General features: G+C 47.8%; 17 protein-coding genes. 6 read left to right on the top strand and 11 right to left on the bottom strand.

What is annotated here, in order from left to right; all coding sequences use genetic code 11:
* Positions 1 to 11: 11 nt before the first annotated feature.
* The 3 genes from WBG78_RS25725 to WBG78_RS25715 all read left to right on the top strand — a co-directional run bounded on the left by WBG78_RS25725 (position 12) and on the right by WBG78_RS25715 (position 3809).
* A complete protein-coding gene (locus tag WBG78_RS25725; protein ID WP_337329387.1) occupies positions 12 to 1082 on the top strand; it encodes a dipeptidase in 1071 nt (356 codons plus the stop codon).
* A gap of 172 nt (positions 1083 to 1254) precedes the next feature.
* A complete protein-coding gene (locus tag WBG78_RS25720; RefSeq protein ID WP_337329386.1) occupies positions 1255 to 2901 on the top strand; it encodes a S41 family peptidase in 1647 nt (548 codons plus the stop codon).
* 2 nt (positions 2902 to 2903) lie between these two features.
* Positions 2904 to 3809: an alpha/beta fold hydrolase gene (locus tag WBG78_RS25715; RefSeq protein WP_337329385.1), complete on the top strand. Its 906-nt coding sequence runs from the start codon at positions 2904 to 2906 to the stop codon at positions 3807 to 3809.
* A gap of 27 nt (positions 3810 to 3836) precedes the next feature.
* On the opposite strand, the gene WBG78_RS25710 is transcribed toward WBG78_RS25715, so the two are convergent.
* The 3 genes from WBG78_RS25710 to WBG78_RS25700 all read right to left on the bottom strand — a co-directional run bounded on the left by WBG78_RS25710 (position 3837) and on the right by WBG78_RS25700 (position 8470).
* Positions 3837 to 5303, bottom strand: coding sequence for a M28 family peptidase (locus WBG78_RS25710; protein ID WP_337329384.1), 1467 nt, complete (start codon positions 5301 to 5303; stop codon positions 3837 to 3839).
* Between the two features lie 97 nt (positions 5304 to 5400).
* The gene (locus tag WBG78_RS25705) at positions 5401 to 7566 is read right to left on the bottom strand and encodes a glutamine synthetase III family protein (RefSeq protein ID WP_337329383.1); all 2166 of its coding nucleotides are present in this window, start codon (positions 7564 to 7566) and stop codon (positions 5401 to 5403) included.
* Positions 7567 to 7786: 220 nt separating this feature from the next.
* Positions 7787 to 8470 (bottom strand): head GIN domain-containing protein, encoded by a 684-nt coding sequence (locus WBG78_RS25700; protein WP_337329382.1) that lies wholly within the window; start codon positions 8468 to 8470, stop codon positions 7787 to 7789.
* 159 nt (positions 8471 to 8629) lie between these two features.
* Here WBG78_RS25700 and WBG78_RS25695 point away from each other — a divergent pair, with 159 nt between their 5' ends.
* A complete protein-coding gene (locus WBG78_RS25695) occupies positions 8630 to 9037 on the top strand; it encodes a TerB family tellurite resistance protein (RefSeq protein ID WP_337329381.1) in 408 nt (135 codons plus the stop codon).
* Positions 9038 to 9131: 94 nt separating this feature from the next.
* Here WBG78_RS25695 and WBG78_RS25690 read toward each other — a convergent pair whose 3' ends face one another.
* Entirely contained in the window at positions 9132 to 10844 is a 1713-nt protein-coding gene (locus WBG78_RS25690; protein ID WP_337329380.1) for an amidohydrolase, read from the bottom strand.
* A 68-nt stretch (positions 10845 to 10912) separates the two neighbouring features.
* Positions 10913 to 12724 (bottom strand): LTA synthase family protein, encoded by a 1812-nt coding sequence (locus WBG78_RS25685; protein WP_337329379.1) that lies wholly within the window; start codon positions 12722 to 12724, stop codon positions 10913 to 10915.
* 212 nt (positions 12725 to 12936) lie between these two features.
* Here WBG78_RS25685 and WBG78_RS25680 point away from each other — a divergent pair, with 212 nt between their 5' ends.
* Positions 12937 to 13638 (top strand): hypothetical protein, encoded by a 702-nt coding sequence (locus tag WBG78_RS25680; RefSeq protein ID WP_337329378.1) that lies wholly within the window; start codon positions 12937 to 12939, stop codon positions 13636 to 13638.
* Positions 13639 to 13690: 52 nt separating this feature from the next.
* Here WBG78_RS25680 and WBG78_RS25675 read toward each other — a convergent pair whose 3' ends face one another.
* Positions 13691 to 14830, bottom strand: a complete 1140-nt coding sequence (locus WBG78_RS25675) for a CapA family protein (protein WP_337329377.1) — start codon at positions 14828 to 14830, stop codon at positions 13691 to 13693.
* A gap of 31 nt (positions 14831 to 14861) precedes the next feature.
* Positions 14862 to 15527 carry a ligase-associated DNA damage response endonuclease PdeM gene (gene pdeM, locus WBG78_RS25670; protein WP_337329376.1) on the bottom strand — a complete coding sequence of 222 codons (666 nt, stop codon included), beginning with the start codon at positions 15525 to 15527 and terminating at the stop codon, positions 14862 to 14864.
* Positions 15528 to 15694: 167 nt separating this feature from the next.
* On the opposite strand from pdeM, the gene WBG78_RS25665 reads away from it, so the two are divergent.
* Complete coding sequence (locus WBG78_RS25665) at positions 15695 to 17107, top strand: inorganic phosphate transporter (protein ID WP_337329375.1); 1413 nt, start codon at positions 15695 to 15697, stop codon at positions 17105 to 17107.
* A gap of 186 nt (positions 17108 to 17293) precedes the next feature.
* On the opposite strand, the gene WBG78_RS25660 is transcribed toward WBG78_RS25665, so the two are convergent.
* The 4 genes from WBG78_RS25660 to cysD form a co-directional block, all read right to left on the bottom strand.
* Complete coding sequence (locus WBG78_RS25660; RefSeq protein WP_337329374.1) at positions 17294 to 17851, bottom strand: hypothetical protein; 558 nt, start codon at positions 17849 to 17851, stop codon at positions 17294 to 17296.
* A gap of 197 nt (positions 17852 to 18048) precedes the next feature.
* Positions 18049 to 18810, bottom strand: a complete 762-nt coding sequence (gene cysQ / locus WBG78_RS25655) for a 3'(2'),5'-bisphosphate nucleotidase CysQ (protein WP_337329373.1) — start codon at positions 18808 to 18810, stop codon at positions 18049 to 18051.
* A 58-nt stretch (positions 18811 to 18868) separates the two neighbouring features.
* Complete coding sequence (locus WBG78_RS25650; protein ID WP_337329372.1) at positions 18869 to 20113, bottom strand: sulfate adenylyltransferase subunit 1; 1245 nt, start codon at positions 20111 to 20113, stop codon at positions 18869 to 18871.
* 11 nt (positions 20114 to 20124) lie between these two features.
* Positions 20125 to 21030 carry a sulfate adenylyltransferase subunit CysD gene (gene cysD, locus WBG78_RS25645; RefSeq protein WP_337329371.1) on the bottom strand — a complete coding sequence of 302 codons (906 nt, stop codon included), beginning with the start codon at positions 21028 to 21030 and terminating at the stop codon, positions 20125 to 20127.
* Between the last annotated feature and the right edge of the window lie 54 nt (positions 21031 to 21084).

Here is a 21084-nt window from a genome sequence, read left to right as displayed (position 1 = left end):
AAGCATCATCTATGTTAACAATAGACGCGCATCTCGACCTCAGTATGAACGCCATGGAATGGAATCGCGACCTCACGCGACCTGTTGGCGAAATTCGTGAACGCGAGAAGGGCATGAAAGATAAGCCGGACCGCGGCAATAACGTGGTATGCTTTCCTGAACTTCGAAAAGGCGACATCGGCATAGTGGTCGCCACTCAAATTGCAAGGTACGTGGCGCCGGATAATCCGCTGCCAGGGTGGCATTCACCGCAGCAGGCATGGGCGCAGACGCAGGGACAGCTGGCCTGGTATAAGCAGATGGAGACCGATGGTGAATTGACTCCGATAACTGACCTGGCATCGCTAAATAAACAGGTCCAGCAGTGGACCTCGACCAAGGACCACACCGGAAGTCCTATTGGTTATATTCTTAGTCTTGAAGGTGCTGATTCTATGGTGACCGTTGGACACCTGGAGAAGGCGTACCGTTATGGATTGCGCGCCATCGGACCTGCACATTACGGTCCTGGCCGTTACGCGCAGGGAACAAATGCCACCGGCGGACTTGGCCCTGACGGGCGAGCATTATTGAAAGAGATCGAGCGGCTCAATATGATTTTGGATGCCACCCACCTCTGCGACGACAGCTTCTGGGAGGCCATGAAACACTACAATGGGCATGTTTGGGCAAGCCATCACAACTGCAGGGCATTAGTTGACCACAACCGTCAATTCAGCGACGATCAGCTTAAAGAGCTTATCTCACGGGGTGCAGTCATAGGCGGCGTTATGGACGCCTGGATGCTCGTACCTGGTTGGGAACGCGGCAAATCTACGCCAGCAAGCACCAATTGTACACTGGAAGTACTTATCGATCATATGGACCACATATGTCAGCTTGCCGGCAACGCGGACCATATCGGAATCGGTTCTGACCTGGATGGCGCATTCGGAAAAGAACAAAGTCCATTGGAAATTGAAACCATAGCCGACCTCGGTCGCATCCCTTCTCTATTAAAAAAGCGCGGCTACTCCGATGCTGACGTTGAGAAGGTGATGCATGGCAACTGGCTGCGCTTCCTTCGAAAGGCCTGGGCCTAGTGCCACTTCAAAACAGAATTTCAGCCAGTCACGTTTAATTTAGTGTGCGTCATCGTCGGCGAGTGACCTGAAAATCCCGTAAGCTGCCTCGGGATTAACCGGTCGAAATGCGTACTTTTCAGGAAGTTAACACACGTGACGAAGGCATCATACTGAAGAAATTGCGCTGAACATGAAGAAGAAGATCATAGGCCTGGGATTGGTTGCGGGGTCAGTTGTTGCCCTTTCTTTCAGCTCGCCAGCTGAACGCTATTTCGAGATCGCTAAGAACCTCGACATCTTTGCCACCCTTTTCAAAGAAGTTAATGCTTTGTATGTCGATGAGGTGAATCCGAACAAGTTAGTTCGTACCGGCATCGATGCCATGCTCACATCACTCGATCCTTATACCAACTATATCCCTGAAGATGAAGTAGAAGACTTCAGAACCACCAACACTGGTCAGTACGGCGGCATCGGCGCCATTACACGAGAGATCGGCAAGCGCACGGTCGTGACGATGATCATGGAAGGCTATGGCGCTCAAAAAGGCGGACTTAAGATCGGTGACGAGGTGATCAAGATCGACGATGTTGAGCTTTCCAAGTTGTCGCGGGAGGAATCCGGTCAACTGATGAAGGGTCAGGTAGGAACACCTGTTAGCCTTACCGTTAAGCGCATCGGTGTGGATAAACCGATCAGACTGGAATTCAGACGAGAAAAGATAAAACTCAATAACGTGCCCTATTCGGGTATGGTCAACAACGACATTGCTTACATTCAGCTTTCCGACTTTACTCCTGATGCTGCGAAAGAAGTTAAGAGCGCGCTGGTCGCCTTAAAAGAGCAGGGTGCAAAGGGTGTAATATTAGACCTCAGAGGCAATCCGGGCGGCTTGTTGATCGAGGCCGTTAACATTACCAACTTATTTCTTCCCAAAGGGCAACTCGTCGTAAGCACCAAAGGCAAGATCCCCGAAAACAATCTCAGCTATGAAACATTGAACGCACCCGTCGACACAGAACTTCCGGTTGCCGTGTTGATCAACAGAGGGAGCGCGTCTGCATCAGAGATTGTAGCAGGAACACTTCAGGATTATGACCGCGGTATCATTGTCGGTGAGAAATCATATGGAAAGGGACTGGTACAGGTTAGCCGACCCCTCTCCTACAACTCACAGCTCAAGGTTACTACAGCTAAATATTATACACCAACAGGTCGTTGCATTCAGGTCCTCGACTACTCTCATCGCCGCGACGATGGAAGCGTAGGTTCAATTCCTGACTCGCTTAAACGCGAATTCAAGACTACTCACGGGCGAACCGTTCAGGACGGTGGCGGCATAGAACCCGACGTTAAGTCGGAAGCGCGCGAGGCACATCTGCTTACACAGGTGTTGTTTGAAAAGGGTTTTCTTTTTGATTACGCCAATCAATACGCCCACACTCATTCCCAGCCTGCCGATGCACGCTCCTTTACGCTGACCAACGAAGAGTATCAACAATTCGTGAACTGGATGCGTGATAAGAATTATAACTACAAGTCGTATCTGGAACTTGAACTGCAACAGTTTACTGAAGAAGCTAAAAAAGAGAAGTATTACGACGATCTGAAAAATCAACTTGGTCAGATCCAGACGCGCATTGCAGAAAACAAGAAGAATGAGCTGGCCCTGTATAAGGAGGAGATCAAGATGTTATTGGAAGAAGAGATCGTGTCGCATTATTCTCTTGAAAAAGGAAGTGTTGAGGCCGGCTTTAAGTACGACAACGAGGTCAAAACAGCCTCCGCGCTTCTCCACGACGTTACGCAATACAAAAAGATACTTAACCTGCAATAATTATGGCTCTGGGGATTGCCCGGACGCTGAAAATCGTATTCCTGTTGATCGTCCTGGCAATTGCCATTTCGTTTCACTCCTGCATGTCTTTTCGCATGAGCCCACGCGAAGTTGACAACTATTTCAAAGTAGAAAATGTTGAGGCGAAACAAGACGAGTACACATCAGATCATCACCAAATACATTATGTAAGCGCCGGCGATACAACAGGGCCACTGGTGCTTTTCATACATGGGTCTCCTGGCTCATTGAGCGCATTCATCAGGTATCTGGCGGACACCAGCCTTCTTTCGAAGGGACTGCTTATCACAACAGACAGACCCGGGTTTGGCTATTCAAATTTCGGTCACGGCGTCGCGTCTCTCGAGGAGCAAGCAGCAATACTTAAGCCGCTACTAATTAAACATAAACACAACAGGCCGGTGGTTCTCATTGGACATTCACTGGGAGGACCATTAATAGCCCGTATGGCGATGGACTATCCTGATCTAATCGATGGCCTGATTATAGTTGCAGGATCGATAGACCCCGAACTAGAACCAAATGAAGTGTGGTTCCGGGCGCCATTGGCAACACCATTCTTAAGCTGGCTGCTTCCCAGGTCGCTTCGGGCATCGAACGAGGAAATCTATCATCTCAAACCGGAGCTTGAAAAGATGCTACCACTCTGGAGCACCATTCATTGTCCCGTAATTGTGATACAGGGAAAGAAGGATTCGCTTGTTCCCGCAGAGAACGCCGAGTTTGCAAGGAAGCATCTCGTAAATGCACCGGTTGAATTCGTGTTTAAGGACGATATGGATCATTTCGTTCCCTGGAGCAATCCGGAACTTATACATGATGCGATAGTTCGTATGCTAACCCATACCCTACCCGCAGGACACACTGCAAACCTTATAAAGAACTAAGCTCTTCGTATGCCGACAGCCGTAAAATCATTTTGCATATAACTCCTTACCTGCAGCTTCGTATTTATCGCCACTTTTCCAAACTGGTGCCTTATCTGCATTGGCCAGCGCTTGCACACTGAAAAGCATCGCCCTGTAAAATCTGGCGAGATATTGCATATCGAGCGTCTGTACTTCATCAGCAGGCTGGTGATAGTATTTCATAAGCTCCTGATCGAAAGCCTTTACTCCGGGCGACACGTTGACAGACGGCACTCCCTTACGCGCAAAATTCACGTTATCGGAACGATCAAACAAACCTTGTTCAGGAGCTGGATCTCCTTTTAATTCAAGGCCTGCCGACGTACATGCCTTGCGCAATAACACATCTGCAGTCGTTCTGTTGAAGTCGATAATGGTAGCAATTGATTTGTCATTATAACCGGCGCCATCACAATTCAAATCAAATACCGTCTGCTTCAATGGAATCACCGGATGCTCTGCATACCAATAGCTACCCAAAAGCCCCACCTCTTCCGCGGTGAGAGCGACAAGAAGTATTGATCTTTTTACCGGATTCAGAGTGAAATATCTGGCAGTTTCCAACAACAGGGTAGTTCCTATTGCATTGTCACGTGCCCCGTTAAAAATTGAGTCCTGACCAGCATGCTTGTCTACGCCGACGTGGTCGTAGTGAGCAGAAACTGCTATATATTCATTGCGCAAAACAGGATCTGAACCGGGAATCACGCCAATCACGTTCTTGCCGTTTATGGCGGCAGGCAACTCTCTGTTAACGGTCAAAGTTCCAGTTCCTTCTATTGCCTGTTGCAGTAGTCGAACCGGTTCCGATTCTAAATTCTGCATAAGCAGGTGGGGAATCTCCTCCTCTTTCTCCAAAATGATTCGCTTCCCGCCAAAACGACTCTGCAGACCGGCCCAGGGCACACCCTGACTTGGCATTATTTCAATCACTGCTACTCCTCCACGCTCGGCAATTGCTTTGCGCTTAACCGGTGCTAAAGCAAACAGTCCTTCTGCCAACCCTGTTGATCTCTGACCGCCGAACAGACAAACAACAATCTTTCCTTTAACATCGATCTTGTCGAGCTCTTGTGCCGTGCCGTAGCCAGCGTATACAACAGGTTTGGAAAGCATGGTTGAGTGGCCCTCAAGCACAATACCTGTTAATTTTCCGCCTGTTCCATTTACACTGAGATCAAACTCTATCTTCGACGGAGGCGAAAGTCGTTTCAAAGATACAGGATGAAAATACGTGCTACCTCCTGCCGGCTGAACTCCGGCAGCCATGAACTGGGTCATTATATAATTTGCAGCAATATCAAGTTCAGGACTGCCAGTATCCCTGCCTCGCATTTCATCAGCTGCCAGGAACGTGATGTGCGACGCAATATCACGTTCGGTTACAAAGTCCGTAATAGTTTTTGATGATTTCTTCTGAGCAATAACTGGCAGCGTGAAGCATGCAGCGACAATTAGAATCAGGTAGCGCATTTTGAAAATTGAATGTAATCAAGGTACGTTCTGCCACAAATAAAAACAAAGGCGAACCAACGGTCCGCCTTTATTAACTTTTCTGTTTATGTGCGGCTTAGCGCAGGAACAATAGTTCTCTGTACTTCACCAACGGCCAGTCTTCGTTGTTAACCAGAAGCTCCAGTTTGTCAACCGAATCGCGAATGGTTTCGAAGTACTTCTCTTTGATATCGTCAGAGTATCCGACTGCACGCTTGTGAGTATCGGTGATCTTGTTAAGACGCTTGCGTTCTTCGATCATAGCCCGAACGTTAGTCTTGATATTATCGATGTGACCAGAGATTTCTTTGATCGTTTGAATCACCGTGCTGTTATCGATACCCAGGCCTTTCAAACCATTGGCATTGTTGATAAGCTTGGTCTGATAGTCAATCGCCGTAGGCACGATATGATTCATAGCAAGGTCGCCTATCACACGCGCTTCAATTTGTACGCGTTTGATGTATGATTCCAACCTGATCTCTACACGCGCTTCAGTTTCTTTGTGGTTCATTACCTCATGCTTTTCAAAAAGCTTGAGGGCTTTAGGCGCGAGATATGCATCAAGAGCGCGGACCATGTTTTTCTCATTGCCCAATTTGCGCTTTGCAGCTTCATTAACCCATTCTTCTGAATAGCCGTCACCTTCGAACCGAACATCCTTCGATTCCTTGATATAGCGGCGCAACACAGTAACGATCGCCATCCGCTTTTCTTCACCTTTGTCAATTTCCTTTGAAACTGCTTCAAAGAAATCTGTCAATTGCTCAGCAACGATTGTGTTGAGAGCTGTCATCGCTGTACCACAGTTGTCTGAACCACCAACAGCACGGAATTCAAATTTATTTCCTGTAAATGCGAAAGGAGAAGTACGGTTACGATCTGTTGCATCCACGATGATCTCAGGTATCTGATCAATACCGAGCTTCATGTACATGTTGTCACCTTTCTCAATCTTCACGTTACCACCCTTCTTCTCGAGCTCGTCCAGAACAGCTGACATTTGTGAGCCGATGAAAACTGACATGATCGCCGGAGGTGCTTCGTTCGCGCCAAGGCGGAAGTCGTTACCTGGCGTGGCGATGCTCGCACGGAGAAGGTCAGCATATTCATGCACAGCCTTAATGGTAGTGATGAAGAACGTGAGGAACATCAGGTTGTCACGAGCGCTGCTTGTCGGAGCATAAAGGTTTACGCCCGTATCGGTGATCAGTGACCAGTTGTTGTGCTTGCCTGAACCGTTAAGGCCTGAGAATGGCTTCTCATGAAAGAGAATTCTGAGGTTGTGGCGATCGGCAACGCGAGCCATAACGTCCATCATGAGCTGGTTGTGATCGTTTGCCACGTTCACCTCTTCGAACAATGGAGCTACTTCAAACTGGCTCGGTGCAACCTCGTTGTGACGAGTGCGTACCGGTATGCCCAACTTCCATGCTTCGATTTCGAAATCTTTCATGAAGTCGTAAACGCGGGGAGGAATTGATCCGAAATAGTGATCTTCCATCTGCTGTCCACGCGCAGGCGCATGACCGAATACAGTACGTCCCGCCATGACAAGATCCGGGCGAGCATCGAAAAGTGCTTTATCAACAACAAAGTATTCCTGTTCTGCACCCAGTGAAGCCACAACATGCTGAATGTCCTTATCGAATAACTGGCAAACTTTAGTTGCTGCCAGATCAACAGCTTTCAATGCCTTAAGCAGAGGTGCTTTTACGTCGAGTGTTTCACCAGTGTAAGAAACAAATATGGTAGGAATGCAAAGCGTCTTACCATAGAGGAACATTGGCGATGTAGGGTCCCATGCAGTATAACCGCGAGCTTCAAAAGTGCTGCGGATACCACCACTGGGAAATGAAGATGCGTCTGGTTCCTGCTGAACAAGCTCGCTTCCTTTGAATTTTTCAATTCCGGAAATGGCGTCAAAGAATGAGTCGTGTTTTTCAGCCGTACCGCCGGTCATTGGCTGAAACCAGTGTGTAAAATGCGATGCGCCCTTGGACATAGCCCAGGACTTTGCTGCTGCTGCAACGGCATCGGCGGTGGTTTCATCTATCTTCTCGTGATTCTTAATAGAAGCACTGACTTTTTTGAAGACAGCTGGAGAAAGCGTTGCCCGCATCTGTTCAACGCCGAATACGTTTTCCCCATAAAATTTGGAAACATTGGGGCTTGGCAATTCAACATGAACACGCTGCCGCTCGCTTAACTTTTTGAGAGCATCAAATCTTAAATGCGCCATAAGGTGGTTGTAATTTGAGGTATTTAGTCTCCAAAACTATCGGAAATTTCGAAACCCCATCGGTATTAGAGCGACAAATTCAAATTTTTATAAGTTTAAACCTCTTTCTACCCAAAAACCAACCTTGCACACGGTTCCGACTGAAAGATTATCGATGTCATCCAATAAAAAAGGGCCGCACCCGATCAGGATACGACCCATTTTCTATGCACTTTGATAACTAGCTGGATTTCTTAACAGATCCGCCGCTACTTGAGTTGGTGATCGATTTGGATGGATTGCCACGATATCTGATGCTGCCACCACTGCTTGCATTGGCATTCAGGGCTTCCTTGACATTTACTTTAACGGATCCCGCACTTGAGGCCTCCACGGTAACATTTTCGACCTCGAGATCATAGGCATCAATTTCGCCGGCACTGCTGGCGTCGGCCTTAAGGGAACGGGCCTTTCCTTTAATTTCAATTTCGCCTGCACTGGAAGCGCTGATTTCCATCTCGCCGGCGTCCACCTCAACCTCAATGGTACCGGCACTCGATGATCCGATTTCCAATGAGGAGGTTTTGATGACACCTTGAGAATATATGTTCCCCGCCGAGCTGGCGGATAATCTATCAAGCTCCGTGTAGGTAACAAAAACCTTGACCTCCACGCGGCCGTGGTAGTTGCCGTCTCGCATGTGAACTTTAAGATAGCTTCCCGAGACCTCGGTGATCACGTTTTGTATAGACGTCCCGTAAACTTCAACTTTTGCGCTTTCCTTATCACCCTTTATCAAATAGACATCGACACCTTCGGCCACCTTCACACCTGTGAAATGACCTACGCTTCGTGTCTGAGATTCCTGGGCGACAAGCGGAACTGAAACCAGGAGAGCGATAACTATTGAAAGAATTTTACTCATTGTTGTACCTACTTTTGTGCTTTAAAGACCAGGCGCCTTAATAAGGGTTGCATGGATTTTGTCGCCGTTCAAAATTTTTGTCGATGTACCAAAACATCGTATTTTACGAGAAATTTCAAAGTTCGATTCGCAAAATTTGCATTCAATCAAAAGTGGAATATGATATTTGACAAGAAAGCGGAACTTAACGTGCTCATCAACCTTGCAGCCAGTGATAGCAATGTCGCAGCCAGGGAATCCAAACTTATCCACACCATAGGCACAGCGAGCGGCCTTTCCAAAGAGGAAATCGATGGACTTTTAAAAAGCCCCAAGCCAATTGGCGACATTGGAACACTCACGCCTGACGAAAAGTTTGAACACCTTTATAACCTTATTCAACTTATGAAGATGGATGGTCAGGTTTTTCGCAGTGAGATTGTTTTTTGTGAACATATCGCTGACAAGCTTGGCTTCAAGAAGGCTGTTGTTGCAGAGGTGTCTCAGCACGTGTACAGCGATCCCACCATCACTGCCGACAGAGATATGGTGAAGGAAAAGGCAATGAAATTCCTGAAATCAAAGTAATAGCTTTACCTCCTATACTTGATAAGACAGAGGCTGCCCAACCGGCAGCCTCCTTTTTTTTTGTCGCCATTAAATACTTAACCAAAGTTCACTATTACTGCTGATCACCACTATAGGCAATCTTTCCGTCCACTACCACTACCGATACCGTTGTGCTCAGGATCTTGTCCTCAGGTATGGTCATCAGGTCCTGTGAGAATATGGTAAGGTCCGCCCTCTTGCCTACCTGAAGTGATCCCTTTAGTCTTTCCTCAAACGCACCAAAGGCGGCATCCAGGGTATAGGATTTCAGCGCCTGTTCTCTTGTCATTTTCTCATTTGGCTCGTAGCCGCCGTCTGGCTGCCCCTGGAGGGTCTTCCTTGTCACAGAAGCATAGAAGCAAGGTATTGGATTCACTGGCTCGACAGGGGCGTCGGTGCCATTAACTATTCGCGCGCCGGACTTGAGCAAAGTCTGCCACATATAGGCCCCTTCAACGATCCTTTTCTCCCCGAGACGGTCAATGGCCCAGGGTCGATCCGATGACATATGTATTGCCTGCATGGCGGGTATAACACCCAGGCTGGCAAATCTTGGCAAATCGGCTGGATCAATATGCTGAGCATGTTCAATTCTGAAGCGATGAGTTGCCAGAGGTACTTTAGCTTCTTTAAGAGCGAGTTCATATCGATCGAGCACCTCGCGGTTTGCACGGTCCCCTATGGCGTGCGAGCAAACCTGGAAACCATATTTAAGCGCCTCCCGTGAAGTCTTCAATACCGTATCCATGGGCAGAGTTGCCATTCCATACCATTCGGCTCTGTCGCTATATGGCTGAAGTAACCACGCACCCCGCGAGCCCAGCGCACCATCACAATGCAGCTTCACGGAGCGTACCGTTAGCCATCCCGTTGTGTCAATCTCGGGTCCCTTTTTAAACCACTCGTAAACCAGGTCACGATCACCGCCTGTGATCATCACATAAAGGCCGAGAGCCAGCTTACCGTCAGTCTTAAACTTGTGGTAAAGATCAATCGCTTCGCGTGATGCACCTGCATCATGAAAACTGGTGATTCCATTCCGAAGACAAGCCCGCATAGCAAGGCGGAGCGCCTCTTCATCTCTTTCCGCGGTATTTTCGGGAATGTGATCTGCTATCAGAGACTGGGCCCTTTCATTGAAGAGGCCTGTTGGGTTTCCCCTTTCGTCACGAATAACCTCCCCTCCCTCAGCGGCTTCCTGTCTAAGTTTCTCGCGCGAAAGCTGATTGACACCTGCCATTTCCATCGCCTTGGCGTTAGCAAATCCTGCGTGCCCACTGGCGTGGCGCAGGAATACAGGATTGTTTGGCGACACTGCACTTAAAGCATCATGAACGGGAAAGCCTTTGATTTGTCGTTCCGGCTTCACTGTCCATTTATCCTGATGCCATCCTCTGCCTGTTATCCATTCCCCTGGCTTTGCCTTTTCGGCAGCGTCCTTTACCATCGATACAATTTCGTCGAAGCTTTTCGCCTTCATCAGGTCGAGCTCAAGTTCATTGTATCCAATGCCCATAAGGTGCCCGTGGCCCTCAATGAAACCGGGCGTTGCTGTGCGACCGTTGAGTTCCAGGATCTGCGTCTCTTCAGTGATAAAAGGCTGAACATCGGCGGTAGTACCGACAGCGACTATGGTTCCTTTTCTGATTGCAATAGCTTCGGCCGTGGGTTTTTCAGGGTCAACCGTATAGATGGTTCCTCCCCGAATGACCAGATCGGCAGGAAGCTCCTTCTTGCCGCAGGAGAACACAGCAATGACGACGACCAGGAGTATAATTCTGTTCATAGCTTAAGTTTATCACTTAATGTTAAACAGAATTTTCCGAGCAATAGCGCTACACTAAAAATTTTGGATCAGCGGGAAGCGTAGTCTGATCTGACTGCGTTGATGTAAGCACGTCCCTGATCTGCTTCGGCCTTGTTAACGCGCTCGGAGTAAATCACCTTGTCGTCGGCCATGTCGAATATTCCAGCACCATAAGGTTTTACAACGCCAAAACCGTTGTCAAACACAAACATTGCAAGCTGTTCAGCCGCTGGAGATGAGATGTCTCTGCTGAAGGCGAAATCTTTTGAGTACTGACCCATTTGCGCAAGCAGAGTGTTGCAAATGTCAGTTTGGTTTCCAAGCGTGTGGATAACAGTATCGCGTGTTGCAAGTGCTCCTCCCAACCAGAGCATTGGAATTTTGAACTGTGCTGGAGTGAGGCCATCCTCATTGACCGAGGACGCACTGCCCTGATCAGAGGTTATGATGATCAGGGTGTTTTCCCACCACAGCGTCTTCTTTGCCTGCTGAACAAACTTTCCTAATTCCTGGTCAGTATAGTGTACGGCGCTGAGCATTCCGGATTGTTCGCTGTTTTTGAACGAATCGGGTACGGGAGTATCCTGAGGCGAACGAGTGCTATTCGTCATCATCACTCTAAAGAAGGGCTGACGGTCATGGAAAATCTCGTCTGAAAACTTATCAAAGACAAACTCGTCCGGCACGCCCCATTTCCCTGACCTCCGCTCTGCGACAAAATTGTTTGCATGTGTTACGCTGTCAAAGCCTGCTGCGAACAGATACGCACGAAGGTTATTATAATTCGGCCAGCCACCGTGTGTAAAGCCTGTGGTATAACCTTGTGATTTGAATACTTTATTGAGGTATGGTAAACCCTGGGCACGCCTTGTGTCCGACATGGTGGACATCCGGGACTGAGATGGGTATCCGTTTAATATTGCAGCGAGTCCTTTGTCAGTCTGGTTACTGTTCGAATAGAACTGATCAAAAAGCACTCCTTCAGAGGCAAGTTCATTGAAATTTGGAGTCGCATCCTTGCGTCCGCCTAAGACGCCGACCAGGTCCGCAGGCAAGCGGTCCAAGAGTATGATAACAATATTGGGTCTCTTATGATTGATCAGCTTTGCCGTGCTGTCCGGCTGCGCAAAGATTGTCTCTGTCAATACATTCCGGTGGTCTGCCGCCGTTGGAGCAGCTTCCTGTTTCCGCCACCAAAGTGAATTGGCAAAATTCCAGCTCACATTTATGCCTGCATGATTGGCGAAGGCGTTAACTGAATGAGAATATCCGAAACTTGGATTCATAGTTACAACCCCAAGGCTACCGCGCATTGGCACAATAAGCAATACTGTCAGTGTCAGGATCACGGGCATCGTGGCTAATGACGTAGCCCTAAGAGAATAGAACCGCGGCCAAAAGAATCGATAACTGGTAAATAATGCTCCTCCAACGAGCAGCAAAAAGATCGCGATCAAAACAATCACTTCCTGAGGTGATCGGTTAATCAGCTGCATATCGATCTCGGTCAGCGCACGCACATCCAACCTATACTGCCAAATGGGATAAACAGCGAGATCATAAACAGTGACCAGTGATGCGCCAACGAGCGCCACCAGATGAAAGATGATCCACACCGGCCATAATTGAATACCAGTGTTGAAATACAATAGCGCCAGCAGCATTCCGGTGAAGGCAGTGAGATACGCCGCTGCCGAAAAGTCCATCGCCATACCATGATTAAACACAGACAGGATCTCTGAGAAGCTCAATGCGGAACGCGCTTCTACAAAATAGAAAAGGAAAATACCCCTTGCTACGACAAAAAAAATCGTCCAGAACAGGAACACAAAAAATAAGAGGGCTGAACGCTGCTTCATACTACTCTAGGCATCACAGCTCGAAAATTATCAAATGGGCGCGTGGAATTCGGACGAAACGTGGCACAAACATTACACTAGTCGATTTGATACCAATTTACCTGTCTGAGTGACGTTTTCAGTGGACCAACACCAGGCTCCAGACGGTATCTTTGCGTCTCGCTATGATTCAGAGAGTAGCTTTGCGTTAACTAATTCAATCAATCAGGCATATGAAAAAACTCGGCATTATATTTTGCCTCCTGGTTTCCGGCTGGAGTTGTCTCGCACAGGACTTTGGCTTGTCGTTCTCATACTTCATTCCAAAGAACGGCTATTTCTCGACGCCCGTGAGTCCCTTCTCGATCAGAGGGCTCGGCTTCGACATCACAAGGTTCCTTGCACTGGAGACCGGCGCATCCTTGTATCGTATGTCCGGACTAAACATGAAGGACCTTCCGTTCGAATCGAAAGAGGCATTGGTGGGACCCAACTTTACCATTTTTGTTCCAGTGGAACTGGTTATCCAGATGAAAGCGGATCAGTTGGAATTTGATATTAAAGGTGGAGTGTTCGGGTTCTACGGATTCAGTCAGAAGATCAATTATGGAAACTTCGACAGGGCATTAAGATCATATGAAAGCTGGGCGGTGGTTAACAGCGATCTTTCGTTTAAGAATAAACCGGGTTGGGGTTATCATGGCGGAGCTGAACTGACGGTTTACGTCACCGACCAGTTCGGCATTTCGCTCGAGGGAAATTATCTTGTTGGTAGTTCCGCATTTCCTTTAAAGGGAAATTACATCGGAGGAAACGACGCGCTGGAAACGAAGAACATTGATTACGCCGATGCAAAAATTGACTTCACAGGACTCGAAGTTTCAATAGGTGTTATCATGACCACAGGTAACGGAAGGCCTAAACGCCGTCGTTAGAACCCTGCTGCTGACGAGTCAAACGCAGGTTAAAGACTGAGACAACCCGACCCTACTCTTGCCTGTGATAACTCGCCGGGAGCACAGTTCGTTCTGTTACGTTTTTGTTGTGCTTCCTATATAACAGTCGCGAATCCTCGATGAAAGTCTTGTACGCCGTAGCTGACGCAGCATCTTTAATGAACGAGGGTCCGGAAAGGTCCGCGGGAATGACAGGAATTACATAGTAGTCCTTTTGCGAGTCAACAGTTCTATAAACCCATTGCAGATAATACTCCGCGTTTTGAATGCGGGTTGAAGAGCTATCGTCAGTGTGCTGTATCTTCTCCAGTTCAATATACGCCATTGCACCACCATCCGTATAGCGCTTCCGTTGGCCTGACACGAAATTACCAAGTGAGTAGGCAACAAACTGATTCTTGTCTTTGCGCCACTCCATTGGCTGGATTACGTGAGGGTGTGCGCCTATCACCATAGTAACTCCATTTCGGAAACAGAACTCGGTTAGATCAAGCTGACGCTTTTCGGGCAGTGATTGATACTCGGTTCCCCAGTGCGTAAATACAATAATGGCATCGGGCTTGAGAGCCTTTGCAATCTCGATGTCACGACGCATGACGGCAGTATCAAGGTGATTCACCACGCTGCCCTTCGGCACTGCTATGCCATTGGTTCCGTAAGTGTAGTTCAAGAGTGCCAGGTAGAAACCGTTTTTCCGGATCATCAAGGGAGTTTGGTTTACGCGGGAAATAGAATCGACGAATGTACCAGTGTGCGGCATTCCCAGGCTGTCGAGTCTCATAATTGTGCGCTCCAGGCCCTTTTTTCCACGGTCCACACAATGATTATTTGCAGTAACCAATGCATCAAATCCACTGGTCTTCAGCTGGACTGCCAGCGCATCCGGAGAACTAAACTGCGGATAGCCCTGAAATGGAGGACCAGCGAGTGTAACTTCAAGGTTCGCTATTGCCAGGTCGGGCGCTTCGATTACAGGAGTTACGAACTTAAAGCACGAGCTGTAATTATATTGATTGGATTTGGCTTCATATGCCGATGCTATTTGCGAGTCGTGCCCCATCACATCGCCGCCAAACAAAATTGAAATGCGTGTCGTATCCTGAGCGTGGGAAGAAAGGAAGCCAAGCGCAAGTGTGGCGACCTGTAATTGTCGAAGAAGACGCGGTGACATTATTTTTATTAAACTGTGGGTCAGGTGACGTTTAGCTTCCAATTGCAATGACTTTTTCATCTGCGATAACATAAACCTTATCTTCCTTGACGGGCTTGATGCGAGCCAACCCCGTGAAGGCACCGAAAGCCGGAAGAAGACCTGCCTGCTGTCCGAAATAAAAACAGGGCAACGTGATAGATTGCCTCCCGGCACCCCTCATCGTTACTCCCGGGTGTAAATGACCTGCCAGGCTATACTGCATCTGCTGCTTTTGTATCTGGCTTTCCAATGTTTCAGGCTCCAGCGGATGATGTGTTAGCAAAAAAGGTGCAATACATAGTTGGTCATGGACCACGATGCCTTTACGACGATACTGCTGGTCGCTCATGATGTCGTGGTTTCCCATGACAAGTTCGAAAGAAGTTGAACGGAAGTGCTTAATCAATTCGCCGAACGTTTCCCACTCAGGGTTATAATGACTGTGAAACAAGTCGCCCAGGCAGATAAAACGTTCAGGCCGGGTAGCATTCACCAGATCGAGGATCAATTCCATGTTCCGGTCATTTGCCCGGGTAGGCACTGGAATGCCTGCGCGGCGGAAATGATTCACCTTTCCCAGGTGCAGGTCGGCCACAAAGAGTATCTTTTTGGAAGGCCAGAACACGGCCTTCTGGGGAAATAGTTGCAACCGCTCGCCCGCAATGATTGTCTCCATCACGCGGCAAACTAACTAAATGCAGAACTACCTGACAACACTTTTATAATAGATTGACAATCAGGATAATGTATTTGAATTTCAGCTCCTTACAAAAAAAATGTTAACAATTCGATAACATTGTGCAATAGAAATCAGGCTAGATTGCGGGCCGAATTTATGTCTTTATGTTCGATCTGGACTTCGGCCATTCGGCCCTCCTTGTAATATGTCTCCTCGCTGCCTGTGGTTTTGAGTTTGTAAATGGATTCCATGACACGGCTAACGCTGTGGCTACTGTAATCTATACCAACTCTCTTAAACCCTGGGTGGCAGTAGTGTGGTCTGGCTTCTGGAACTTTCTGGGAGTACTCTTCGGCGGCGTTGCCGTAGCCGTTGGAATTATCAACCTGTTGCCAGTGGAAACGTTGGTGGATCAAAACACCGCCCATAGTCTATCTATGGTAATTTCACTGCTTATAACAGCCATATTCTGGAATCTGTTGACCTGGTATCTGGGGATACCATGCTCCAGTTCACATACTCTTATTGGGTCCATTCTGGGCGTCGGCCTGGCTTATTCTCTCCTTCCAAATGTGACAGGCGAAGCCGTTAACTGGTCGAAGGCTCAGGACATCGGCATGTCACTCCTGGTTTCTCCGCTTTTCGGATTCTCGATGACCATCATTTTAATGTATCTGATCCGATCCCTGACCAAAAAGACGGAATACGGAGATAGTCTTTTCAAAGAACCCAAGAAAGATAAAGAGCCTCCTTTCTGGATACGGGCAACCCTTGTAGTTACCTGTACACTGGTAAGCTTCTTTCATGGATCCAACGATGGACAGAAGGGCGTTGGATTGATTATGCTCATTCTTATTGGAATTGTACCTGCATACTTTGCTTTGAACGAGAACTACCTGCCAACGGCAATGCCGGACTCACTGGCAAGAATCGAACGGGTGATCAATTCGATGGATTCAACAGTGTTATCGCAACCGGATCGTGAGCGCTTCGGTGAAGCACGTGCGATAAATATGCGCCTGCAGAAGCAATTCTCCACGCTGGCCAGCGTAACCGACATCCCAAAGGAAGACCGTTTTCTTGTCAGGAAAGATATCATGATCCTCGACCGAAATCTGAAGAGTATAGCGGGCAAGCAGGAGATAAAGATCAGCGATGCCGAGCGTTCCGTCCTGAAAGACGGGCTGGGAAGAATCAGAGAGATTACAGACTACTCGCCACGCTGGGTGATCATACTGATCTCTGTATCGCTCGGTCTGGGTACGATGATTGGATGGAAACGAATTGTAAAAACGGTTGGCGAAAAGATTGGAAAAGAACACCTGACGTATGCGCAGGGCGCCAGCGCTGAGATCGTTGCAGCGAGCACAATAGGATTGTCATCACACTTTGGTTTACCGGTGAGTACAACTCACGTCCTTAGTTCAGGCATCGCGGGAAGTATGGTGGCAAACCGTGGAGTGAAAAATCTTCAGCCAGAGACGGTAAGAAATATCCTTATCGCCTGGTTCCTTACTCTTCCTGTAGTGATGATCATGGCCGGAACGCTCTTCCTTCTGTTCAGATCTATCTTTTGATTTTAGTTCGGCAGACAGTTAACAGCAAAGCTTGTCAGTGGCTGGCAGGGAAACCGTGGAACAACACCCCGGTATCTGAACCCGGTACTAACGGCTGATTTCACGATTAGTGAGTGCGCGCTCTAACGCGTCAATTGGGGTTGGCTGGCGCAGGTCCGAATCTTGAGGACAATGCGAATAAATCGCTCAATACTTTCTGGTGTAGATTGTCACGTCTTTCAGCATCTGTTTTGAAAATGCGAATGAAAGAGCCTTGTCAGTGAACGACTTTGCAGGTTCAACAACAAAAAACGACGCAGCTGCGGGTACCTTGAGTCCCCATGAACCCGATGAAGTCATGTCTCCGGGCGTGATAAGAACAATGTGGCCGATGTTAGATGAATTATTGTACACGGCCACAACGGCCTTACGCGAATTAGCAAGCTCTGCGGCGCGATCGAGAACCTGCTGATCGTATGACTGACCGATCGATGACCAGCTGTTAGAAGTTTTGAGGTAGTCGGCAATTTCACCGGTCGTCATATAACGACCCTCTTTCTTGCTATAGAAGTCATCAACCTTGTAAACAACCTTGAGGGATTCGCCAACGTATCTGCTACACGTGGTCTTATCTCCTGTCGTAGTGCATTGAAGAAATTTATCCAGGTTTGACTTTAGCTCCTGCTTCCAGTTGGGATTAACGCTCTGCCCATACGCAGACATCGTAGCCAGCGTCATCACAACAACGTATATCGATCTCATCATTCTTAACTTTAAGCGACGCAAATTATACAGTTTGCGGTGCGTCCTATGAGCGATAGTGCAGCCGATCGTAGGCGTGTAAGTTTCCCCGTAGTTTTCGATGCGAAAAATGGGCCTGTCTCAAGCGGTCATGTCAAAACAACGACGATAAGAAGGTTTTCAGCGCAAATGAGGCAAGTGTTTCCCGCTCGGGAATTGTGTTACTTCACTAAAAAGTCAGGATTCAGCAGGTTTTCTTTATTGTATAGCAATTCAGTGTTCCCATCACTGCTATAGACCTTCATTCCAACCTCGTTAACAATTATGTGAGCGGCAGCTGTATCCCACTCCATTGTCGGGCCAAATCGCGGATATACATCTGCTTTTCCCTCGGCAAGGAGCATGAACTTCAGGCTGCTACCTGCTGAAACGAGCTCGGCCTTGTTGAGCTTATTAATAAAATCTTCAGTGGCAGAACTCATGTGCGACCTGGACGCGACGACCTTCAGGCCGGCCGTTGTCAAGTCAACCGGTGGCCGTTTAGATAGCGGTACGCTTTTACCATCACGCCTAAGCGTCGCTCCGGCACCAGCCGACGCCAGATACACATCGCCTGTAACCGGAACTGCAACAACACCCAATACTGGTCGTCCCTTATGTATCAGAGCAATGTTAACAGTAAACTCATCATTGCGCTTGATAAACTCTTTTGTCCCGTCGAGTGGGTCTACCATCCAAAAATACTCCCATGCTTTTCGTTCGCTGAAAGGTATGTCCCTGCCCTCCTCTGAAAGCACGGGATATCCAGAAGTATTCAGTTCTGCAATAATTGCTTCATGCGCCAATTTGTCCGCTCGTGTAAGTGGCGATTGGTCGCCTTTCAATTCTACCTGGAAATTGTCATCGTAGTAGACAGTGAGAATTTCACGACAAGCCTTTTCAGCTGCCCGCACGGCTATTTCAACAAGTAATGATGCATTCATAACGCTTTTAGCAATTCGTGGCGATGCTGTTCCCGGAAGTTAAGTAATGTTGTTCGAATCAAACGATCATCCCCGCTGCCACAGTTTCATTTGTCGCCTCATCAACCAATATAATGCTTCCGGTAATACGATTCTTTCGATAGCTGTCTATACTCAACGGTTGGGCTGTCCGTATCCGAACCCGTGCAATTTCATTCATCGTCAACCGATCCACCTGCTCGACACGTTGCAGTGTATTAATATCAAGTTTGTATTGGATTTCCTTCAAGACGCCACGTACTTCCTTTGTTGTGTGCCGTACGTGGAACTTCGAGCCGAGTTGCGTCTCACGCTGATTCATCCAGCAAAGCATAACGTCAATGTCCTGAACAGGCTGGGGATGGTTGTTAGGCTTCGAAATAACATCGCCCCGACTAATGTCGATTTCATCTTCCAGGGTAATCGTAACTGACATGGGTGCGAACGCCTCATCAATCACCTCATTCCCCAGTGTTATTGACTTAATGCGCGATGTAAATCCGGATGGCTGTATCAGAACATCGTCACCTTTACGAAATATTCCTCCAGCAACCCGACCCGCATACCCACGGAAATCATGATATTCCTTCGACTGTGGTCTGATCACATATTGCACGGGGAACCTGCTGTCAATGTGATTATGATCGCTTTCAATGTGAACACTTTCAAGCATGTGCAGAAGTGTCGCGCCCTGATACCAGCTCATTGCCTCCGAACGGTTTACTACGTTATCGCCGGCAAGAGCGCTTATAGGTACGAATTGAATATCTGACACCTCAAGCTTGGAAGAAAATGCCTTGTAAGCTTCAACAATTTGCTCGAACACTTCCTCCTTATAATCGACAAGATCCATCTTGTTCACACATACAATCACGTGTGGAATTTTTAACAAAGATGCTATATAAGAATGCCGATAGGTTTGCTCAACCAGGCCCTTACGCGCATCGATCAGAATCAGTGCGAGGTTAGCGGTAGAAGCTCCTGTAACCATATTCCGTGTGTACTGAATATGACCAGGAGTATCAGCTATGATAAATTTTCGCTTTGGCGTTGCAAAGTAGCGGTACGCCACATCGATAGTGATTCCCTGCTCCCGTTCGGACTTCAGGCCGTCCGTAAGCATCGACAGATCGACATAGTCGTAGCCTTTTTTTGCACTTGATGCTTCAACCGCCTCAAGCTGATCTTCAAATATTGATTTGCTATCGAACAGCAGTCGGCCAATCAATGTACTCTTTCCATCATCAACACTTCCTGCCGTCGTAAATCTCAATAACTGGTTCATAAATGCTCCTGTTAAAAGTAACCGCTCTTTTTCCTGTCTTCCATCGCAGTCTCCGAGCGCTTGTCGTCAGCTCTTGTGCCTCTTTCCGTTTTGCGCGATGCTGCAACCTCTTCAATGATCTTCTCAATTGTATCTGCTTCCGACTCGACTGCACCTGTGATCGGCATGTCGCCGCAGGTACGAAAACGCACGGTCATCATCTTCGGCGTTTCGTTTTCCTTCAGCTTAAGCCATGGAGATGTCGACAGAATTGCTCCATCGCGAACAATAACTTCACGCTTGTGCGAATAGTAAAGTTTCGGAATTGGAATACGCTCAGCATGTATGTATTGCCATACGTCCATTTCTGTCCAGTTGGAGATCGGAAACACTCTGAAGTGCTCACCAATATGCTTGCGTCCGTTGAAAAGGTTCCAAAGCTCTGGTCTCTGGTTTTTTGGATCCCATTGTCCAAATTCATCGCGATGCGAGAAGAAGCGTTCTTTAGCACGTGCTTTCTCCTCATCGCGTCTTGCCCCGCCCATAGCCGCATCAAACTTGTGTTGCTCGATAGTATCCAGAAGAGTTACAGTCTGGAGTGCGTTTCGGCTGGCATTAAAGCCTGTCTCCTCCCGAACTCTTCCCATGTCAATGCTTTCCTGCACCGAACCCACGATGAGTTTTACATCAAGTTCATTCACAAGCCAGTCACGGTATTCCATAGTCTCAGGGAAGTTATGACCGGTATCGATATGCACCAACGGGAAGGGTATGCGTGCGGGCGCAAATGCCTTGCGTGACAAATAGGCCAGTACAATTGAATCTTTGCCCCCTGAAAACAACAACGCAGGGCGCTCAAATTGAGCAACCACTTCGCGAATAACAAAGATCGCCTCCGCTTCAAGCTCTCTTAAATGACTGAGATAGTACTGACTCATAGTTTCTTTCTTTATAACTCCTGACCTTCTGCGCTGTATTCTAACTGATTTTTA

Source organism: Chryseolinea sp. T2, assembly GCF_037203685.1.
Classification (GTDB): domain Bacteria; phylum Bacteroidota; class Bacteroidia; order Cytophagales; family Cyclobacteriaceae; genus Chryseolinea.
The sequence above is the reverse complement of the archived record's forward strand: the minus strand, read 5'-3'. Positions and strand labels throughout refer to the sequence as shown.

Excerpts from the sequence above, each read along its gene's own strand:
- WBG78_RS25660 (WP_337329374.1), bottom strand. The coding sequence starts at position 17,851 with ATGATGAGATCGATATACGTTGTTGTGATGACGCTGGCTACGATGTCT.
- WBG78_RS25665 (WP_337329375.1), top strand. The coding sequence starts at position 15,695 with ATGTTCGATCTGGACTTCGGCCATTCGGCCCTCCTTGTAATATGTCTC.
- WBG78_RS25715 (WP_337329385.1), top strand. The coding sequence starts at position 2,904 with ATGGCTCTGGGGATTGCCCGGACGCTGAAAATCGTATTCCTGTTGATC.
- WBG78_RS25720 (WP_337329386.1), top strand. The coding sequence starts at position 1,255 with ATGAAGAAGAAGATCATAGGCCTGGGATTGGTTGCGGGGTCAGTTGTT.
- pdeM (WP_337329376.1), bottom strand. The coding sequence starts at position 15,527 with ATGGAGACAATCATTGCGGGCGAGCGGTTGCAACTATTTCCCCAGAAG.
- WBG78_RS25680 (WP_337329378.1), top strand. The coding sequence starts at position 12,937 with ATGAAAAAACTCGGCATTATATTTTGCCTCCTGGTTTCCGGCTGGAGT.
- WBG78_RS25650 (WP_337329372.1), bottom strand. The coding sequence starts at position 20,113 with ATGAACCAGTTATTGAGATTTACGACGGCAGGAAGTGTTGATGATGGA.
- WBG78_RS25690 (WP_337329380.1), bottom strand. The coding sequence starts at position 10,844 with ATGAACAGAATTATACTCCTGGTCGTCGTCATTGCTGTGTTCTCCTGC.
- WBG78_RS25710 (WP_337329384.1), bottom strand. The coding sequence starts at position 5,303 with ATGCGCTACCTGATTCTAATTGTCGCTGCATGCTTCACGCTGCCAGTT.
- WBG78_RS25700 (WP_337329382.1), bottom strand. The coding sequence starts at position 8,470 with ATGAGTAAAATTCTTTCAATAGTTATCGCTCTCCTGGTTTCAGTTCCG.
- cysD (WP_337329371.1), bottom strand. The coding sequence starts at position 21,030 with ATGAGTCAGTACTATCTCAGTCATTTAAGAGAGCTTGAAGCGGAGGCG.
- WBG78_RS25675 (WP_337329377.1), bottom strand. The coding sequence starts at position 14,830 with ATGTCACCGCGTCTTCTTCGACAATTACAGGTCGCCACACTTGCGCTT.
- cysQ (WP_337329373.1), bottom strand. The coding sequence starts at position 18,810 with ATGAATGCATCATTACTTGTTGAAATAGCCGTGCGGGCAGCTGAAAAG.
- WBG78_RS25685 (WP_337329379.1), bottom strand. The coding sequence starts at position 12,724 with ATGAAGCAGCGTTCAGCCCTCTTATTTTTTGTGTTCCTGTTCTGGACG.
- WBG78_RS25695 (WP_337329381.1), top strand. The coding sequence starts at position 8,630 with ATGATATTTGACAAGAAAGCGGAACTTAACGTGCTCATCAACCTTGCA.
- WBG78_RS25705 (WP_337329383.1), bottom strand. The coding sequence starts at position 7,566 with ATGGCGCATTTAAGATTTGATGCTCTCAAAAAGTTAAGCGAGCGGCAG.
- WBG78_RS25725 (WP_337329387.1), top strand. The coding sequence starts at position 12 with ATGTTAACAATAGACGCGCATCTCGACCTCAGTATGAACGCCATGGAA.